This window comes from Cupriavidus sp. LA-1, from assembly GCF_055385985.1.
Genome location: NZ_AP031388.1, coordinates 2,646,544 through 2,664,027 on the forward strand (window position 1 = coordinate 2,646,544; position 17,484 = coordinate 2,664,027).

16 protein-coding genes are annotated in these 17,484 nt (G+C 66.9%); 8 read left to right on the plus strand and 8 right to left on the minus strand.

Features of this window, described 5'->3' with window-relative positions; genetic code table 11:
- Nucleotides 1-11: 11 nt before the first annotated feature.
- From ACZ5MJ_RS31060 to ACZ5MJ_RS31095, 8 genes are all read right to left on the minus strand, one after another.
- A complete protein-coding gene (locus tag ACZ5MJ_RS31060; protein ID WP_464224857.1) occupies nucleotides 12-1,292 on the minus strand; it encodes an NAD(P)/FAD-dependent oxidoreductase in 1,281 nt (426 codons plus the stop codon).
- Nucleotides 1,293-1,303: 11 nt separating this feature from the next.
- Nucleotides 1,304-1,609 (minus strand): non-heme iron oxygenase ferredoxin subunit, encoded by a 306-nt coding sequence (locus tag ACZ5MJ_RS31065; protein WP_464224858.1) that lies wholly within the window; start codon nucleotides 1,607-1,609, stop codon nucleotides 1,304-1,306.
- An 82-nt stretch (nucleotides 1,610-1,691) separates the two neighbouring features.
- Entirely contained in the window at nucleotides 1,692-2,750 is a 1,059-nt protein-coding gene (locus tag ACZ5MJ_RS31070) for a branched-chain amino acid ABC transporter permease (protein WP_464224859.1), read from the minus strand.
- On the minus strand, nucleotides 2,750-3,634 hold the full coding sequence (locus tag ACZ5MJ_RS31075; protein WP_464224860.1) for a branched-chain amino acid ABC transporter permease: 885 nt from the start codon (nucleotides 3,632-3,634) through the stop codon (nucleotides 2,750-2,752). Before ACZ5MJ_RS31075 ends, ACZ5MJ_RS31070 begins: the two co-directional genes overlap by 1 nt.
- Before the next feature lie 12 nt (nucleotides 3,635-3,646).
- The gene (locus tag ACZ5MJ_RS31080; protein ID WP_464224862.1) at nucleotides 3,647-4,384 is read right to left on the minus strand and encodes an ABC transporter ATP-binding protein; all 738 of its coding nucleotides are present in this window, start codon (nucleotides 4,382-4,384) and stop codon (nucleotides 3,647-3,649) included.
- Nucleotides 4,381-5,178, minus strand: coding sequence for an ABC transporter ATP-binding protein (locus ACZ5MJ_RS31085; RefSeq protein ID WP_115014662.1), 798 nt, complete (start codon nucleotides 5,176-5,178; stop codon nucleotides 4,381-4,383). Before ACZ5MJ_RS31085 ends, ACZ5MJ_RS31080 begins: the two co-directional genes overlap by 4 nt.
- Nucleotides 5,179-5,185: 7 nt before the next feature.
- Entirely contained in the window at nucleotides 5,186-6,403 is a 1,218-nt protein-coding gene (locus tag ACZ5MJ_RS31090; RefSeq protein WP_464224864.1) for an ABC transporter substrate-binding protein, read from the minus strand.
- Nucleotides 6,404-6,571: 168 nt separating this feature from the next.
- Nucleotides 6,572-8,176 (minus strand): MFS transporter, encoded by a 1,605-nt coding sequence (locus ACZ5MJ_RS31095; protein WP_464224866.1) that lies wholly within the window; start codon nucleotides 8,174-8,176, stop codon nucleotides 6,572-6,574.
- 429 nt (nucleotides 8,177-8,605) lie between these two features.
- On the opposite strand from ACZ5MJ_RS31095, the gene ACZ5MJ_RS31100 reads away from it, so the two are divergent.
- The 8 genes from ACZ5MJ_RS31100 to ACZ5MJ_RS31135 all read left to right on the plus strand — a co-directional run bounded on the left by ACZ5MJ_RS31100 (nucleotide 8,606) and on the right by ACZ5MJ_RS31135 (nucleotide 17,404).
- A complete protein-coding gene (locus tag ACZ5MJ_RS31100; protein ID WP_464224868.1) occupies nucleotides 8,606-9,568 on the plus strand; it encodes an amidohydrolase family protein in 963 nt (320 codons plus the stop codon).
- Nucleotides 9,569-9,589: 21 nt separating this feature from the next.
- A complete protein-coding gene (locus tag ACZ5MJ_RS31105; protein ID WP_464224870.1) occupies nucleotides 9,590-10,342 on the plus strand; it encodes a maleate cis-trans isomerase family protein in 753 nt (250 codons plus the stop codon).
- Between the two features lie 9 nt (nucleotides 10,343-10,351).
- Nucleotides 10,352-11,179: an alpha/beta fold hydrolase gene (locus tag ACZ5MJ_RS31110; RefSeq protein WP_464224872.1), complete on the plus strand. Its 828-nt coding sequence runs from the start codon at nucleotides 10,352-10,354 to the stop codon at nucleotides 11,177-11,179.
- A 16-nt stretch (nucleotides 11,180-11,195) separates the two neighbouring features.
- Nucleotides 11,196-12,251, plus strand: coding sequence for a M29 family metallopeptidase (locus tag ACZ5MJ_RS31115; RefSeq protein ID WP_464224874.1), 1,056 nt, complete (start codon nucleotides 11,196-11,198; stop codon nucleotides 12,249-12,251).
- A 2-nt stretch (nucleotides 12,252-12,253) separates the two neighbouring features.
- Nucleotides 12,254-12,880 carry an N-carbamoylsarcosine amidohydrolase gene (locus ACZ5MJ_RS31120; protein WP_464224876.1) on the plus strand — a complete coding sequence of 209 codons (627 nt, stop codon included), beginning with the start codon at nucleotides 12,254-12,256 and terminating at the stop codon, nucleotides 12,878-12,880.
- Nucleotides 12,881-13,016: 136 nt separating this feature from the next.
- Complete coding sequence (locus ACZ5MJ_RS31125) at nucleotides 13,017-15,404, plus strand: xanthine dehydrogenase family protein molybdopterin-binding subunit (RefSeq protein ID WP_464224878.1); 2,388 nt, start codon at nucleotides 13,017-13,019, stop codon at nucleotides 15,402-15,404.
- A 3-nt stretch (nucleotides 15,405-15,407) separates the two neighbouring features.
- Nucleotides 15,408-16,235, plus strand: coding sequence for an FAD binding domain-containing protein (locus tag ACZ5MJ_RS31130; RefSeq protein WP_464224879.1), 828 nt, complete (start codon nucleotides 15,408-15,410; stop codon nucleotides 16,233-16,235).
- Between the two features lie 8 nt (nucleotides 16,236-16,243).
- Nucleotides 16,244-17,404 carry a xanthine dehydrogenase family Fe-S subunit gene (locus ACZ5MJ_RS31135; protein WP_464224882.1) on the plus strand — a complete coding sequence of 387 codons (1,161 nt, stop codon included), beginning with the start codon at nucleotides 16,244-16,246 and terminating at the stop codon, nucleotides 17,402-17,404.
- Nucleotides 17,405-17,484 lie beyond the last annotated feature (80 nt).

Genomic DNA, 17,484 nt, shown 5'->3' on the forward strand with positions numbered 1-17,484 from the left:
TAGGGTTCCTTTCAGAGTGTGATGGGGCTGGCTGCCTGCGCCTGGACATCGCGCACGAGTTGCCGCAGCGGCAGGGCGTCGTCGCACAGGCGGGGCAGCATGCTTTCGATGGCTTGCCCGAACAGCGCGCGCAACTGGCGCAGGTCGCCGCCGGCGTTGACGGCAATGGCGTGGCTCAGGCGGCCCTGCCGGGTACCGAGGAGCATGAACCTGGGCGCGGGAGCATCGCTGGCGGCGATGCCACGCCAGGCGTAGCGGGTGCCGTCCTGGGCCGCTCCCAGCATCTGCACATTGCAGCCGAACTGGTCGGTCCAGAACCACGGCGTGGCCGCGGGCTCCGTCGCCAGGCCCAGCATTGCCGCCGCGGCAATGCGCGCCTGCTCGTTGGCGCATTGCCACGATTCCAGCCGTACCTCGGCGCCGAACAGCGGCTGGTACTGGCTGCAGCAATCGCCCGCCGCGTAGATGCCGGGTACGCTGGTGCGGCCCTGCTCATCGACCCGGATGCCGCCGTTGACCGGGTGCAGCGCCAGCCCGGCCGCGGCGCCAAGCGCGACTTCGGGCGCCAGGCCGATCGCGACCACCACCAGCGGTGCGTGTAGCGCCGTGCCATCGGCCAGGCGCAGGCGCACGCCGCCGGCCTGCGCCTCGCAGGCGGCAATGCCGCACCCCAGCCGCAGCGCTACGCCCTGCGCGCGGGCGCGCTGCGCCAGCCAGTCGCTGAGTTCCGGGGGCAGCGCGCGGCCGAGCAGGCGGTCCGCGCTTTCGATCAGCGTGACCGGCAGGCCCAGTGCGGCCGCGGTGGAAGCTGTCTCCAGGCCGAGGAAGCCGCCGCCGATCACCACCACCTCGCCCGCAATCTGCATGGCGCTGCGCAGGCGCGCGGCGTCGTCGAGCGTACGCAGGTAGTGCACGTGCGGCGTGCCCGGCGGCAGCACGGGGAGCGCGCGCGCATTCCCGCCTGTGGCGAGCAGGCAGGCGTCGTAGCGGATGGCGTCCCCGTCGGCGCAATGGGCTACGCGCTGCGCGGGGTCCAGCGCGGTGACCGGGGTGCCAAGCCGCAGTTCGATCTCGTGTTCCGCATAAAAGCTGGCGGGATGCACGCCAATGCTGCCGTCCTGCGCACTGTCTGCCAGCACCGACTTGGACAGCGGCGGGCGTTCATACGGCGCATGCCGCTCGCCGCCGGCCATGACGATGCGCCCGCCGTGGCCCAGCTTGCGCAGCGCGGCGGCGGCCATGGCGCCGGCCTGGCCCGCGCCGACGATCAGGATGGACGTGTGCTGTGACATGACCGGCTCCATCAAAGCTCGACCCAGACCCGGCTGTCTTCGAACTTGACCGGGTAGGTGCGGATGTCGCTGGTGGCGGGCGCGCACATCGCCTTGCCGGAGCGGATGTCGAAGCGCGCCTGGTGCAAGGGGCACTCGATGCAGCCGTCTTCGAGGTAGCCGTCGGACAGCAAGGCGTACTGGTGCGTGCAGACGTTGTCGGTGACAAAGTACTCGTCCTCGCTGCGATAGACGGCGAGCTGGCGGTCGCCCAGCGTCAGCGGCATTACTTCGTCGTTCTGCAGTGTGCTCGCCGCATCGATTTCAATCCATGCCATGGCAATCTCCGTGAATCTAATTTGTCAGTATGCTGAATATATAAGATCAGTGTACTGATGTTTTGGGTGCGAAGTATTATGGTTAACCCTGACTAGTGCTCGGGGTGCCAGGGCTGGCCGGCACCGTGGCCGGGGACGCCGCGGGGGGCGTGTGCGGCAGCGCCGGCCGCGCCTGCCAGCGCGCCAGGATCTCGCCCATGATGCCGCGGCGGAAGGTCAGCACGCAGACCACAAAGATCAGCCCGGTCACCATGCTGACCGACTCGCCCAGCGCGTCGAACCAGCCGATGCCCGTCATCGACGCCAGCGCGCTGCCGAGGTCCCCCAGCTTGTTTTCCAGCGCGACGACGACCAGCGCGCCCACGAGCGGGCCCGACAGCGTGCCCATGCCGCCCACCAGCGTCATCAGGATCACGGAGCCGGACATCATCCAGTGCACATCGGTCAGCGTGGCGAAGCCCAGCACCAGCGTCTTGAGCGCGCCCGCAAGTCCTGCCAGCGCCGACGACAGTACGAACGCCAGCAGCTTGAAGCGGTCGGCGTCATAGCCCAGCGAGACCGCGCGGGGTTCGTTCTCCTTGATCGCGCGCAGTATCTGTCCGAACGGCGAATTGACGATGCGCATGATCCCCAGGAAAGCCGCGGCAGTGATTGCCAGCACGACGTAGTACATGGTGTGGTCCGACGCCAGCGGCAACACGCCGAACAGGCTGCCGCGCGGCACCGCCTGCATGCCGTCTTCGCCGCCGGTCACCGGCGCCTGCAGGCAGAAGAAGTAGAACATCTGCGCCAGTGCCAGCGTGATCATGGCGAAGTAGATGCCCTGGCGCCGGATCGCCAGGGCGCCGAACACCAGTCCCAGCAGGGCACCGAACGCCGTGCCGGCCAGCAGGCCCAGCTCCGGGGTCAGCTGCAGCGACTTGATCGCATAGCCGCAGGCATAGGCGGCGCCGCCAAAGAACGCAGCGTGGCCGAACGACACCAGCCCGGTGTACCCCAGCAGCAGGTTGAAGGCGCAGGCAAAGAGCGCGAAGCACAGCAGCTTCATCACCAGCACCGGGTAGGCGCCCAGCCAGGGCGCGAGCAGCAGCACAGCCAGCAGCAGCCCGTACGCGAGCGTTGCGCGGTTGGGATTTGCCATCACTTCTCCTTTCCAAACAGGCCAGCCGGGCGCACCAGCAGCACGCACACCATGGCGACAAAGACGACGGTTGCCGAGGCTTCGGGGTAATAGACCTTGGTGATGCCCTCGAAGACACCGAGCCCCAGCCCGGTGAAGATCGAGCCGAGGATCGATCCCATGCCGCCGATCACGACCACCGCGAACACCGTGATGATCAGGTTCTGCCCCATCAGCGGCGAGACCTGCATGACCGGCGCGGCCAGCACGCCTGCGAGTGCCGCCAGCCCCACGCCAAAGGCGTAGGTCAGCGTCACCAGCAGCGGCACATTCACGCCGAAGGCTTCGACGATGCGTGGATTTTCGGTGCCGGCGCGCAGGTAAGCGCCAAGCCGGGTCTTCTCGATCACGAACCAGGTGGCGAAGCACACCGTCAGCGAAGCCACCACGACCCAGGCGCGGTAGTTGGGCAACACCATGAAGCCCAGGTTGCTGACACCGGTCAGGGCGTCCGGGGTGGGGTAGGGCAGGCCCGAGACCCCATAGAAGGATCGCAGCGCGCCCTCAATCAGCAGGCACAGGCCCAGCGTAAGCAGCAGCCCGTACAGGTGGTCGAAGCGATACAGGTGGCGCAGCATGGTGCGCTCGAGCACCACGCCAAGCGCGCCCGCCACCAGCGGTGCCAGCAGCAGCATCAGCCAGTAATTGAGCCCAAGGTAGTTCAGTCCCATCCACGCCAGTACCGCGCCCAGCATGAACAGCGCGCCATGCGCGAAGTTGATCACGTTGAGCAGGCCGAAGATCACGGCCAGCCCCAGGCTGAGGATCGCGTAGAACGATCCGTTGACCAGCCCCAGCAGCAACTGGCTCAGCAGCGCTGGCAGGGGCACTCCAAACATTTCCATACCAATATCTCCTTACACGCCCAGCAAGGCATTGAGCGTGGGCATCTTCCGTTCCAGCTCCGCGGCGGCGAACGCTTCCACGATGCGGCCATGCTCCATGACAAAGAAGCGGTCGGCCAGCGGCGCGGCGAAGCGGAAGTTCTGCTCCACCATGACGATGGTGTAGCCGCGGCGGCGCAGCATCGCGATCATCTTTGCCAGCTTCTGCACGATCACCGGCGCCAGTCCCTCCGAGATTTCATCGAGCAACAGCACACTGGCACCGGTGCGCAGGATGCGCGCCACCGCCAGCATCTGCTGCTCGCCGCCCGACATGCGCGTGCCCTGGCTCTTGCGCCGCTCATGCAGGTTGGGGAACATCTCGTAGATCTCGGCGACGGACATGGGCTCGCGCAGTCCGGTGGCGCCCGGCGCCGGCGCGAAGGCCGGCGGCAGCATCAGGTTCTCCTCGCATGACAGGCTGGCAAAGATCGCGCGCTCTTCCGGGCAGTAGCCCAGGCCCAGCGGCGCGATGCGGTGCGTCTTCATGCCGATGGTCTCCTGCCCGTGCACGCGCACCGAGCCCTTGCGCGCGCCGACCAGGCCCATGATGGCGCGCAGCGTGGTGGTGCGCCCCGCGCCGTTGCGGCCCAGCAGGGTCACCACTTCGCCGGGTTGGACCGTCAGGTCCACGCCATGCAGGATGTGCGATTCACCGTACCAGGCATGCAGCCCGCGCAATTCCAGGGCAGGGGTGGCGGTTGCCGTCATGCTGCCTCCGTGGCCGCCTGCACCGGCAGCGCTTGTTCGTCATCTGTCGTACCCATATATGCTTCCTTCACCTGCGGGTTGCGCGAGATCTCGTCGTAGCTGCCTTCGGCCAGGATCGCGCCGCGCTGCAGCACGGTGATGCGATCCACGATCGAGGACACCACGCCCATGTTGTGTTCCACCATCAGCACGGTCCGGCCCGCCGACACGCGCTTGATCAATGCGGTCACGGTTTCGACGTCCTCATGGCCCATGCCCTGCGTGGGCTCGTCCAGCAGCATCAGTTCCGGGTCGGTCGCAAGCGTGGTGGCAAGCTCCAGCGCGCGCTTGCGGCCATAGGCCAGCTCGGCCGTGCCCAGGTGCGCGAAGCTGGCCAGGCCGACGGCATCGAGCAGTTCCATCGCACGCGCGTCCAGCCGCGACAGCGAGCGCTTGCCGCGCCAGAAATGCCAGGCCGTCCCCAGCTTGCGCTGCAGCGCGATGCGCACGTTCTCCAGCACCGTCAGTTGCGGGAACACCGCCGAGATCTGGAACGAACGGATCACGCCCATGCGGGCGATCTCGGCCGGCCGCAGCGCGGTGATATCGGTGCCGTTGAAGTGGATCGAGCCGGACGACGGCGCATGGAACTTGGTCAGCAGGTTGAAGCAGGTGGTCTTGCCGGCGCCGTTGGGGCCGATCAGGGCATGGATGGAGCCTCGCCGCACCGACAGGCTGACATCGCTGACGGCGGTAAAGCCCTTGAACGCCTTGGTCAGCCCTTGCGTGCGCAGGATCACGTCTTGGTCTGGCATGGCGCGCTCACTTCCTGACCAGCGGGCATTCGCTGGCGGACAGGGGGCGGAACGCCTCGTCGCCAGGAATGGTGCCGATGTACTTGACCAGGTCCCAGGGGCCTTTGGATTCAGCCGGCGTCTTGGCCTGCGCCAGGTACATGTCATGCACCATGCGGCCATCGGCGCGGACCTTGCCGTTGTGCACGAAGGCGTCGTTGACCGGCAGCGCGCGCATCTTCTCCGCCACGGCGGGGCCATCGACCGTCCTGGCGGCGTCCACGGCCTTCAGGTAGTGCAGCACGCCGGAATAGACGCCGATCTGTCCGTGCGTGGGGTAGGCCTTCTGGCGCTTGTAGTACCGCTCGACGAAGTCCTTCGACTTCGCGTCGAGGTCGAGCCTGAACGGATCCACATAGGTCAGGCCCTGCGCGGTGTTCAGCCCCAGGCTCTTGATGTCGGTGATGAAGGTGGACGGCGTGATCACAGTCTGGCCGGCCTTGATCAGGCCGAACTCGCCGGCTGCCTTGACGCCGTTGATCATGTCGTTGCCGGCGTTGGCCAACACCACCACCTTGGCCTTGGAGGCCGACGCAGCGACCACGGGGCTGCTGAAGTCGCTGGCATTGAGCGGATGCCGGGTGCTGCCGACGTTCTTGCCGCCGCTGGCATCGACCGCCTTGCGGAAGTCGGCTTCCAGCGACTGGCCGAAGGCATAGTCCACGGTGATGTAGTACCAGCTGTTGCGGCCCTGGTCGATCATGCGCCGCACCAGCGGATAGGACACCGAGTAGGTATCCCAGGACCAATGGAAGCCGGTCGGCGAACAGTTCTGGTTGGTCAGCGCCATGGCGCCGCCGGTGGAAACGATGTCGATCTTCTGCTTCTGCCGCGCCACTTCCTGCACGGCCAGCGCGGTCGACGAGTTGGGGAAGTCGATCACCATGTCGACGCCGTCGGTATCGAACCAGCGGCGTGCCAGCGACGAGGCGATATCGGCCTTGTTCTGGTGGTCGGCGGACAGCACCGTAACCGGCTTGCCCAGCGCCTTGCCGCCGAACTCCTCCACCGCCATCTGGGCGGCCACTACCGAGCCTTTGCCGGAGAGGTCGGCATAGGAGCCGGACATATCGGTGATGACGCCGATCTTGACGCCGCTGGCATCAGCCAGGGCAGGCGTGGCCGATGCCAGGCCCAGCAAGGCGGACGAGGCGGCAAGGGTGCGGAGAATGCGAGAGGTGGACATGGGAACTCCAGGTTGTCTGCGCGAAAAAAGATGGAAAATGGCGATGGCTGCATTCGCCGGACGCGGGCGCCATCGCTGCGCCTGCATCGGGTAGAAGATCAGTATGCTGAGTATGTGTCGGGGAAAAGGGCGGATGTCTCCGCCCTGCAGGTGCGCCGGACGCCGGGTTCAGGTGGCCAGGTCGCGGCCGCGCGTCTCGGGCACGAACACCATGCCGATGATGAAGGCCAGGCCCGCGATCACCACCGGGTACCACAGGCCAAAGTAGACGTCGCCGCTGGACACGTTCATCGCCGTGACCACGAAGGACAGCATGCCGCCGACCCAGCCGGCGCCAAGGTGGAAGGGCAGCGACAACGAGGTGTAGCGCACCCTGGCCGGGAACAGCTCCACCATGAACGCGGCCATCGGCCCGTACACCATGGCCAGGAACAGGACCGGCACCAGCAGCAGCACGAACACCATCGGTGTGTTCATCTTTGCAGGGTCGGCGCGCTCCGGCCAGCCGGCCGCCACCAGGGCGCCCTTGATCGCATTGCGGTCAAAGCCTTGCAGCGTGTGGTCGCCGATACGGAGCTCCGCCTGCGTCGAATTGCCGGAAGGCACGAAGCTGTAGCCCACGCCCAGGTCGGTCAGGTAGCCGCGGATCTTGTCGCAGGCGGACACCGGCTCGCCGAACAGGCGCGCCTTGCAGTCACCAGCGGTAACCTGCACGGCCCCTTGCTGCTGGAACTGCTCCAGCGCCGGGTTGGCGTAGTGGGTCAGGCCCTTGAATACCGGCTGGATGCACACCGCTGCCAGCAGGCAGGCGGCCATCATGATGTACTTACGGCCGATGCGGTCCGAGAGCCAGCCGAAGAACAGATAGCACGGCGTGGCCACCACCAGCGCGATCGCGATCAGCATATGGACGGTTTCGATCGGCACGTGCAGCGTCTTGTTGACGAAGAACATCGTATAGAAGTGCCCGGTGCCGAAGATCGCTCCCAGCCCCGCCGCCACCACGAACAGCAGCAGCACCGACTTCAGATTCTCCCACTTGGTGAAGCTGTCGCGGATCGGGGCCCTGGAGGTGGCGTTGCTGGCCTTCATGCGCGCGAACACCGGCGACTCATGCAGCTTGCCGCGGATGTAGACCGAGATCACCAGCATGACCAGCGACACGATGAACGGGATGCGCCATCCCCAGGCGCGGAATTCCGTCTCGGTCAGGAAGGTCTTCAGCAGGTACACCACGAACAGCGAGGAGAGCAGCCCCAGCGTTGCGGTGGTCTGCAGCGAGCTGGTGTACAGGCCGCGCTTGTGTACCGGCGAATGCTCGGCCACGTACGTGACCGCACCGCCAACCTCCCCGCCCAGGGCCAGTCCCTGCAGCAGGCGCAGCAGCACCAGCAGCACCGTGGCGGTGATGCCGATCTGCTGGTAGGTCGGCAGCACGCCTACGCCTACGGTGGCCAGGCCCATCAGCAGGATGGTGACCAGGAAGGTGTACTTGCGGCCGATCAGGTCGCCCAGGCGGCCGAACAGCAGCGCGCCCACCGGGCGGATCAGGAAGCCGGCGCCGAAGGTGGCCAGGCTGGCGAGGAAGGCGGCACTCTCATTGCCGGGGGGGAAGAACAGTGCGCCGAAGTACACGGCCAGCGCGGCATAGATGTAAAAGTCATACCACTCCATCAACGCGCCGAAGGATGAGGCAAGGATGACCTTGCGCTCTTCGGCAGTCATGCCGGAGGCTGGGGCGCGCGTCTCGTCGCGGGTCAGGCTGATCGTCATGGCGGGGGTCCTTTGGTGAGGCAGTTGTCTTTGTCGTGTGCTTTGCGGCGGTGCCTGCGCCGCTTGCCGGGGGGGCTGCGATGACCCCGTGCCGTGCGGCGCTGCATCCTGCCGGTGCATCAGTCAGTATGCTGATGAGAAACGCAGTATGCTGAGCAAAATGCAGGCCACCCGATAGCGGCCGCAATGCCCGATTTAAGTGGTTATTTCATATTGTCAGCATACTGAGCATCTGCGATCAGTGTACTGAGCGCCTATGGCCATCGTTATAGGTGTTAACCCTTCGCGCGACGTCTGGACTTTTGAAAATCCGATGACTAGAATCCGAAACTAATCAGTGTACTGAGTAATTGCGCAGCACCCCGCGGCGACGCCATGCTTGACTGTCCTGGCGCGAGCCGATTCCCCCTATCAGGAGCCCCCACCAGCATGACCACAGTGAAGAAGATCGCCCTGGAAGAGCATTTCATGACACCCGGATTCCAGGCCTATTCCAAAGGGTTTACGCAGCATATCGACCCGGCGGTGTTCGCCGAGCTGGGCCGTCGCCTGGCCGATTTCGACGAGGACCGGCTGGCGGAGATGGACCGGTTCGGCATCGATATCACGGTGCTGTCGCAAACCGGGCCGGGCGTGCAGGGCGAGGCCGACGCCGGCCTGGCGGTGGCACGGGCGCGCGAGAGCAATGACTTCCTGGCGGCGCAGGTCGCGCGCCACCCGACGCGCTTCGCCGGCTTTGCCGCGCTGCCGATGCACGACCCGGAACAGGCGGCACGCGAGCTGGAGCGGGCCGTGCTGGAACTTGGCTTCAAGGGCTCGCTGGTGAACGGCCATACGCATGGCCGCTACTACGACGATCCCGCGTACGACGCCTTCTGGGACCGCATGCAGGCGCTGGACGTGCCCATGTACCTGCATCCGACCGACGCCTATGTGCAGCCGTACGCGTTGGCCGGCCATCCCGAACTGACTGGCGCCGCATGGGGGTGGGGCGTGGAAACCGCATCGCACGCGCTGCGCCTGCTGTTCGGCGGCGTGTTCGACCGCTTCCCGCGCCTGAAGATCATCCTCGGCCATATGGGCGAGGGCCTGCCGTACCAGCGCTGGCGCTTCGACAGCCGCTTTGCGGTTTACTCGCACGGGATCCGGCTGGAGCGCGCGCCCTCCGAATACATCGGCACCAATATCGTCATCACCACGTCGGGCGTGTGCTCGCACGGCGCGCTGGCCGGCGCCATTGCCGAACTGGGTCCCGAGGCGGTGATGTTCTCGGTGGACTACCCCTATGAATCCACCGAGGTCGCGGCAAGGTTCATCGAAGACGCGCCGCTCGACGACACCACGCGCGCGCTGGTCTGCCACGGCAACGCGCAACGCCTGCTCAAGCTGTAACTGGATAACCCAAGGATCCTCATGCAAAAAGTCTTTCGCATCGGCCAGATCGTCCCGAGCTCGAACACGACGATGGAAACCGAAATCCCCGCCATGCTGATGGCGCGCCAGCAGATTCGTCCGGAACGCTTCACCTTCCATGGAAGCCGCATGCGGATGAAGAAGGTGGTCAAGGAAGAACTGGCCGCGATGGACGCTGAATCCGACCGCTGTGCGGTCGAGCTCAGCGATGCCCGCGTCGACGTGCTCGGCTATGCCTGCCTGGTCGCGATCATGGCAATGGGCCATGGCTACCACCGGCAGTCGGAGCAGCGCCTGAAGGCGCATACCACCGAGAACGGCGGCGATGCCCCGGTCATCACCAGTGCCGGTGCGCTGGTGGATGCGCTCAAGGTGATGGGCGCCAGGCGCATTGCCGTGGTCGCGCCCTACATGAAACCGCTGACGGAACTGGTGGTGGACTACATCCGCAACGAAGGCTACGAGGTGGTGGACTACCGTGCGCTGGAGATCCCGGACAACCTGGAGGTCGGGCGCCACGATCCGGCGCGCCTGCCCGGCATCGTCGCGCAGATGGACACCGAGGACGTCGACGTGATCGTGTTGTCCGCCTGCGTGCAGATGCCCTCGCTCCCCGCCGTGGCGAAAGTCGAGGCGATGACCGGCAAGCCGGTCCTCACCGCCGCGATTGCCACCACCTACGCCATGCTCAAGGCGCTGGACCTTGAGCCAGTCGTGCCGGGCGCGGGCGCGCTGCTGTCCGGCGCCTTCTGAGGAGCACGCATGAGTACCTTCCTGTACGGGGGCCATGTCCACGCCAACGGCATTCGCCAGCACTACCTGCGCTACGGTGGCAACGAGGGCGAGCGCGCCGCGCGCGATGCCGTGGTGATTGTGCCGGGCATCACCAGCCCGGCGATCACCTGGGGCTTTGTCGGCGAGCGCCTGGGCACGCGTTTCGATACCTACATTCTCGATGTGCGCGGCCGCGGGCTGTCGTCGGCGGAGCCTCAGCTGGACTATGGCCTCGATGCTCAGGCCTGCGACGTGGTGGCCTTTGCACAAGCGTTGGGCTTGCGCCGCTACAGCGTGGTCGGCCATTCCATGGGCGGACGCATCGGCGTGCGCGCCGCCGCGGCGCAGCCGGATGGCCTCGCGCGGCTGGTGATGGTCGATCCGCCGGTTTCTGGCCCGGGGCGCCGCTCGTATCCCGCACAGTTGCCCTGGTATGTGGATTCGATCCGGCTGTCCCGGGAGGGCACCGACGCCGAGGGCATGCGCCGCTTCTGCCCGACCTGGACCGACGAGCAACTGCGCTTGCGCGCGGAATGGCTGCACACCTGCAATGAAGACGCTATCGTGCGCAGCTTCGAGGACTTCCATCGCGACGACATCCATGCGGACATGCCCCGCGTCAAGGTGCCGACGCTGCTGATGACCGCAGGGCGCGGCGACGTGGTGCGCCCCGAGGACATCGCGGAGATCCGCACGCTGCTGCCCGGCGTGCTGGTCAGCCATGTGGCCAATGCCGGCCACATGATCCCGTGGGACGACGAAGCGGGCTTTTACGCGGCGCTGGGGGATTTCCTCGGCGCGCCGCTGGCGCAATGACGAGCAAGGAGCCGACATGCCGGTAAGTGACCACCAGATGATCGAGGCCTGGCGCAAGGTGCTGCGCCTGTCGCGGCTGGAGCCGGGACAGACCGTCACCATCCTGACCAGCGCCGCCACCCATCCCCAGACTTTGTCCGCCGCGCTGGTCGCTACCCGGTCGATGGGGGCCATCGTCAACCGGCTCGACCTGCCGCCCGTCAACGGCGAGAAGGCGCTGAGCCGCGACGCGCTGGCCTACCTGGGCACCACCCCGCTCACGGGCAACCGCGCCGCGATCGCGGCGCTGCGCGCGAGCGACCTGGTGCTGGACCTGATGACGCTGCTGTTCTCGCCCGAGCAGCACGACATCCTGAAGGGCGGCACCAAAATCCTGCTGGCCGTGGAGCCGCCGGAAGTGCTGGTGCGCATGGTGCCGTGCGAGGCGGACCGTGAGCGCGTCAAGGCCGCCTCCGAGCGGCTGGCGCGCGCCAGGGAAATGCATGTGATATCGCCCGCCGGGACCGACCTGCGCTGCCCGCTGGGAGAATTCCCGGCGATCAGCGAGTACGGCTTTGTCGACGAGCCCGGCCGCTGGGACCACTGGCCCAGCGGCTTCGCCCTGACCTGGCCGAACGAAGGTGGTGCCAGCGGCACCATCGTGCTGGACCGCGGCGACATCCTGTTGCCGCAGAAGACCTACGTTACCGAGCCGATCCGCCTGACGGTGGAAGACGGCTTTGCCACGCGCATCGAGGGCGGCCTGCACGCCGAGCTGCTGAGCGAATACATGGCGTCGTTCAACGATCCCGAGGCCTACGCCATCTCGCATATCGGCTGGGGCCTGCAACCGCGCGCCCACTGGTCCACGCTGGGGCTGTATGACCGCGAGGCCACCATCGGCATGGATGCGCGCGCGTTCGAAGGCAACTTCCTGTTCTCGCTGGGTCCCAATAACGAGGCCGGTGGCCAGCGCACCACCGCCTGCCATATCGACATCCCTGTGCGCCGATGCACCGTACGCCTGGACGGCGTCGATGTGGTCACCGGCGGCAAGGTCACGGACGGCTTCCGCTATCCGGAGGAACAATAGACATGCACAAGGAAATCGGCGCGTACCAGCGCCAGGGCTTCGGCAACGCGCTGGAACTGGCGGGACCGTTCGGGCTGCTGATCGTGGATTTCGTCAACGGCTTTGCCGATCCGCAGGTGTTCGGCGGCGGCAATATCCGCGAGGCCATCGCCAATACTGTGCCGCTGCTGTCGGTGGCGCGGCGCGAGGGCTGGGCGATTGCGCACAGCCGCATCGTGTATGCGGATGACGGCGCGGACCACAACGTCTTCTCGATGAAGGTGCCCAACATGCTGTCGCTGAAGGAGCATGCGCCCAACAGCGCCATCGTCGAAGAACTGGCGCCGCGCGCCGGTGAGCTGGTGGTGCGCAAGACCGTGCCGTCGGCCTTCTTCGGCACCTCGCTGGCGGCGTGGCTGACACAGCGCGGCGTGCGCACGCTGCTGGTGGCCGGGGCGGTGACCAGCGGCTGCGTGCGTGCCAGCGTGGTGGATGCCATGCAGTACGGTTTCCGCCCGTTGGTGCTGTCCGATTGCGTGGGCGACCGTGCCCTCGGACCGCACGAGGCAAACCTGTTCGACATGGCGCAGAAGTACGCAACCGTGGCTACGCGCATGGACGGGCTTGCCGCCATTGGCGTGAGGGAATAGGCGCTTCGCCAGCGCCGCGCGGGCGAGATGCGGTAAAGCCGCAATTGACAATCCCGCAGGCGTTTCCATAGGATTTGGTCAGTATGCTGAATAAACAGGGCTTATCTTCGGGACGGACAGGGTAATGACATCGTCGATGGAACCGGATCATCATGCGGATGCCGGGCGCGGCCAGGGCGTGGGCGCCCGCGTCGCGCGCAAGGAGGATGCCCGGCACTTGCACGGCAAGGGCCGCTTCGTGGCGGATATCGCCATGCCAGACCTGCAGGAGGTGGCCTTCCTGCGCAGCCCGGTCGCGCATGCCAGGCTGCTGTCGGTCACCAAGCCCGCGGGCCATGCCACGGCGGTGATCGTGCGCGCGGACATGGCGGCGGCCAGCGACATCGTGGCCGACTCGGCCTTTCCCTCCTACCAGCCGTCCACGCAGCCGCCGCTGGCCAGCGGCAAGGTGCGCTTTGTCGGCGAACCGGTCGCGATGGCGTTCGCGCCGACCCGCGCCGAGGCGGAGGACATCGCCGAGCAGGTCGCGGTGGAGTTTGAAGAACTGACGGCGCTGACCGACGTGACCCAGGCCCGCCAGCTCGCCGGCGAGGTGCGCGTGCACGAGCACTGGCGCGACAACACCTTTCTGACGCTGACCGCCGACAAGAATTTCGAGGCGCGGCAGCGCGAGGCCTCGGTCGTGGTGCGTCGCCGCATCGACCTGGCGCGCCAGTGCATGGTGCCGATGGAAGGCAAGGCGGTGCTGGCCTGCTGGGATCACCAGTTCGACCAGTTGGTGGTGTACAGCGCCACCCAGGTACCGCACATGATCCGCACTATCCTGGCCCACTGCCTGGGACTGGAGCAGGAGCGCGTACGCGTGATCTCGCCCGACGTGGGCGGCGCCTTCGGCTACAAGTGCGTGCTGCAGCAGGAAGAGCTTTGCATCGCCTGGCTGGCGCTGACCTACAAGCGCCCCTTCCGCTTTATCGAGGACCGGCGCGAACACCTGACCGCCGGCGCCAATTCGCGCGAGCACCACTATGACCTGACGGCGTACGCCGATGCCCGCGGCCGCCTGCTGGCGCTCGATGCAAAGATCGAGATCGACGGCGGCGCGTATTCCGTCTGGCCGTTCACCATCGGGCTGGAGCCGGGCCAGGCGATCGGCAACCTGCCGGGGCCCTATGCCTTCGACGGCTATCGCTGCGAGACCACCTGCGTGGCGACGAACAAGCCCGGCTTCGTGCCGTATCGCGGCGTCGCGCGCACCGGTGTCTGCTTTGCGATGGAGCTGATGATCGATGCCATCGCCCGCGAGGTGAAGCGCGAGCCGTGGAAAGTGCGCTGTGAAAACCTGGTGCCGCCCGAGGCCATGCCCTATGTCAACGTCACCAACAAGCATTTCGACGGCGGCGACTACCCCGCCAGCGTGCGCAAGGCCATGGAGATGATCGACTTGCCCGCGATCCGCGCGCGACAGCAGGCGGGCCCGCAGGGGAGCACCTATGTCGGCGTGGGCTTCGGCACCTACACCGAGCAGTCGGCGCACGGCACTTCGGTGTTCGCGGCCTGGGGCACGCCGGTGATCCCCGGCTTCGATTCGGCCACTGTGCGCATCACGCCGGATGGCGGGCTGGAGGTGCGCGTGGGCGTGCATTCGCACGGGCAGGGCATGGAGACCACCTTCGCGCAGATCGCCAACGAGATCCTCGGCATCGATATCGGCCGGATCAAGGTGGTGCACGGCGACACCGGGCTCACGCCATTCTCGACCGGCACCTATGCCTCGCGCTCGCTGGTGATGTCGGGCGGCGCCGTGTCGCGCGCCTGCAAGGCCCTGCTGCCGCGCCTGCTGAAGATCGGCGCGCATATGCTGGGACAGCCAGAGCAGGCCGTCGCGTTCCAGGCCGGGGCAGTGAGCGCGGGCGATGCCGGCGCGGTGGAGATCGCGCGCATCGCCAACGCCTGGTACATCAATCCGCACCTGCTGCCGCCGGATGTCGACGCGCAAGGCCTGGAGATCACCATGGGCTTCAAGCCGGCCGTCGATACCGGCAGCTTCACCTATGCCACGCATGCCGTCGCCGTGGAAGTCGACATCGAATCCGGCCATGTCGAGATCCTCGACTACGTCGTGGTGGAGGACTGCGGCACCATGATCAACCCGATGGTGGTCGAGGGCCAGACCTACGGCGGCGTGGCGCAGGGCATCGGCACCGCGATGTTCGAAGAGATGCGCTACGACGGCAACGGCCAGCCGCTGGCGTCCACGCTGGCGGACTACATGCTGCCGGGGCCGACCGAGATCCCGTCGATCCGCATCCATCATTTCGAGACACCGTCGCCGCATACCGAGTTCGGTGCCAAGGGCATGGGGGAGGGCGGCGCCATCGCCCCGCCGGCCGCGATCTTCAATGCAGTCAACGACGCGCTGCGCGGCTTCGGCGTCGAGCTGAAGGAAACGCCGCTGACGCCGCGCAAGATCCTGGAAGCGCTGGATGCGGCAGCGGCCAGCGTACCAAGCAAAAAGGCAGCCTGACCAATGAAAGCCGTCGCTTTTTCCTACCATGCGCCCGGCTCGCTGCCGGACGCGCTGGCCCGCCTGGGTGCGGGCACCGATGTAGCCAAGACCATGGGAGGCGGGCAATCGCTCGGCCCCATGCTGAACCTGCGCCTGACCCGCCCCGATACCGTAGTCGACGTCTCCGGGCTGGCCGAACTGCGCGAGGTTGTCGCCACGCCTGACGGGGTCCGCATCGGCGCCTGCGTGACCCACGCCCAGATCGAAGATGGCGTGTTCGCGCCGCTGCGCGGCACCATGCTGCAGGCCGTCGCCAGCGGCATTGCCTACCGCGCCATCCGCAACCGCGGCACGGTCGGCGGCAGCCTGGCACATGCCGATCCGGCCGCGGACTGGGTCGTGGTGATGTCCGCGCTTGGCGCCCGCATCGAGATCGTGTCAGCCGCCGTTACGCGCGACGTGCCAATGGAGTCATTCATGATCGGGGCCTACACCACGGTGCTCGCCGACGGCGAACTGATTGCCGCCGTGCGGGTGCCGCCCCTCACCGGGCACAGCCGCTGGGGATACCAGAAACTGTGCCGCAAGACCGGCGAGTTTGCCGAAGCGAGCTGCGCCGCGTATTTCGATGCCAGCCGCCGCTTCGCGCGCATCGTGCTGGGCGCGCTGGACGGCCCGCCGGTGGTGCTGCCCGGCCTGACCCGCGCCGTCGCCGCGCAAGGCGCAGCGGCGCTCACGGCCAGCGCCGTGGACGACGCCGTGGCGCAGGCCGCGCCGGGCAAGGATGCCATCGACCGCAAGCTATACCGTACCGTCGTGATGCGTTGCGTCACGCAACTGCTGAACTGAGGAGCGTCGTGCAGACCATCGAATTTACCGTCAACGGCCGCCAGGTATCCGGCGCGTGCACTGACCGCACGCACCTGGGAGACTTCCTGCGCGACACCCACCGGCTGACCGGCACCCACCTCGGCTGCGAGCATGGCGTGTGCGGCGCCTGCACCGTGCTGCTCGACGACAAGCCCGTGCGTTCGTGCATCACCTTTGCGGGCGCCTGCCAGGGCGCCGACATCGTCACGGTCGAAGGCTATGAGGATGATGCTGTCATGGCCGACCTGCGCACCGCCTTCAACCGGCATCACGCGTTGCAATGCGGCTTCTGCACGCCGGGGATGCTGGCCACTGCGCGCGATATCGTGCTGCGCCTGCCCGACGCCGACGAAGCGACTATCCGCCATGAACTGTCGGGCAACCTGTGCCGGTGCACGGGCTATATGGGCATCGTTGCCGCCATCCGATCCATACTGGACGCGCGCCGCGCCGCCGCGGGCGTGATCGCGCGGCACGCCACCGCATCAGCAACGCAGGCGCCGTTTGCCTGCTTCACGGTCGCGGACGAGGCGCTCGGCACGCTGCCGCACCTTGCGGCCGGGGCCGAGCCAGGGCGCTCGGCCGACCGCAAGGGCTGGTCGCGCATCGAGGGCAGCTTTACCGTGCCGTACGCGTTGGATGCGGTATGGGCCTTCATGGCTGACCTGCCGGCGGTGGCCGGCTGCCTGCCCGGCGCGGTGCTGACGGAGGTGGCGGGCGAGAAGGTCAAGGGCCATATCGCCATCAAGTTCGGGCCGATGTCGGCAAAGTTCGAGGGCGCCGCGCGCCTGCAGCGCGATGACGCCGCCCGGCGCGGCGTGCTGAAGGGCGCGGGCCAGGATTCGCTCAGCAACTCCAAGGCCGCGGGCGACATTGCCTACCAGCTCAAAGCGCTGTCGGCCACCGAGACTGAAGTTGCCGTCGACCTGCAGTATTCCTTGCAGGGACCGCTGGCGCAGTTCTCCCGCTCAGGGCTGGTGCGCGATTTCGTGCGGCGGATGATCGCCGATTTCGGCAAGTCGGTATCCCGCCGGATGGACCCGACGCTGAGCGATGCCGAACGCAACCAGGTTGTCCGCCTCAACCCGGTGGGGTTGTTCTTTGGGGTGCTATGGGAGCGGGTGAAGCGCTGGTTCGGCATTGGCTGACCCCGGCCCTGCAGTGCCGCGCGGCAATTTGTAGCGGCACACGTCGACCGCGCAGAATATCAGCGGTACTTATGTGCTTG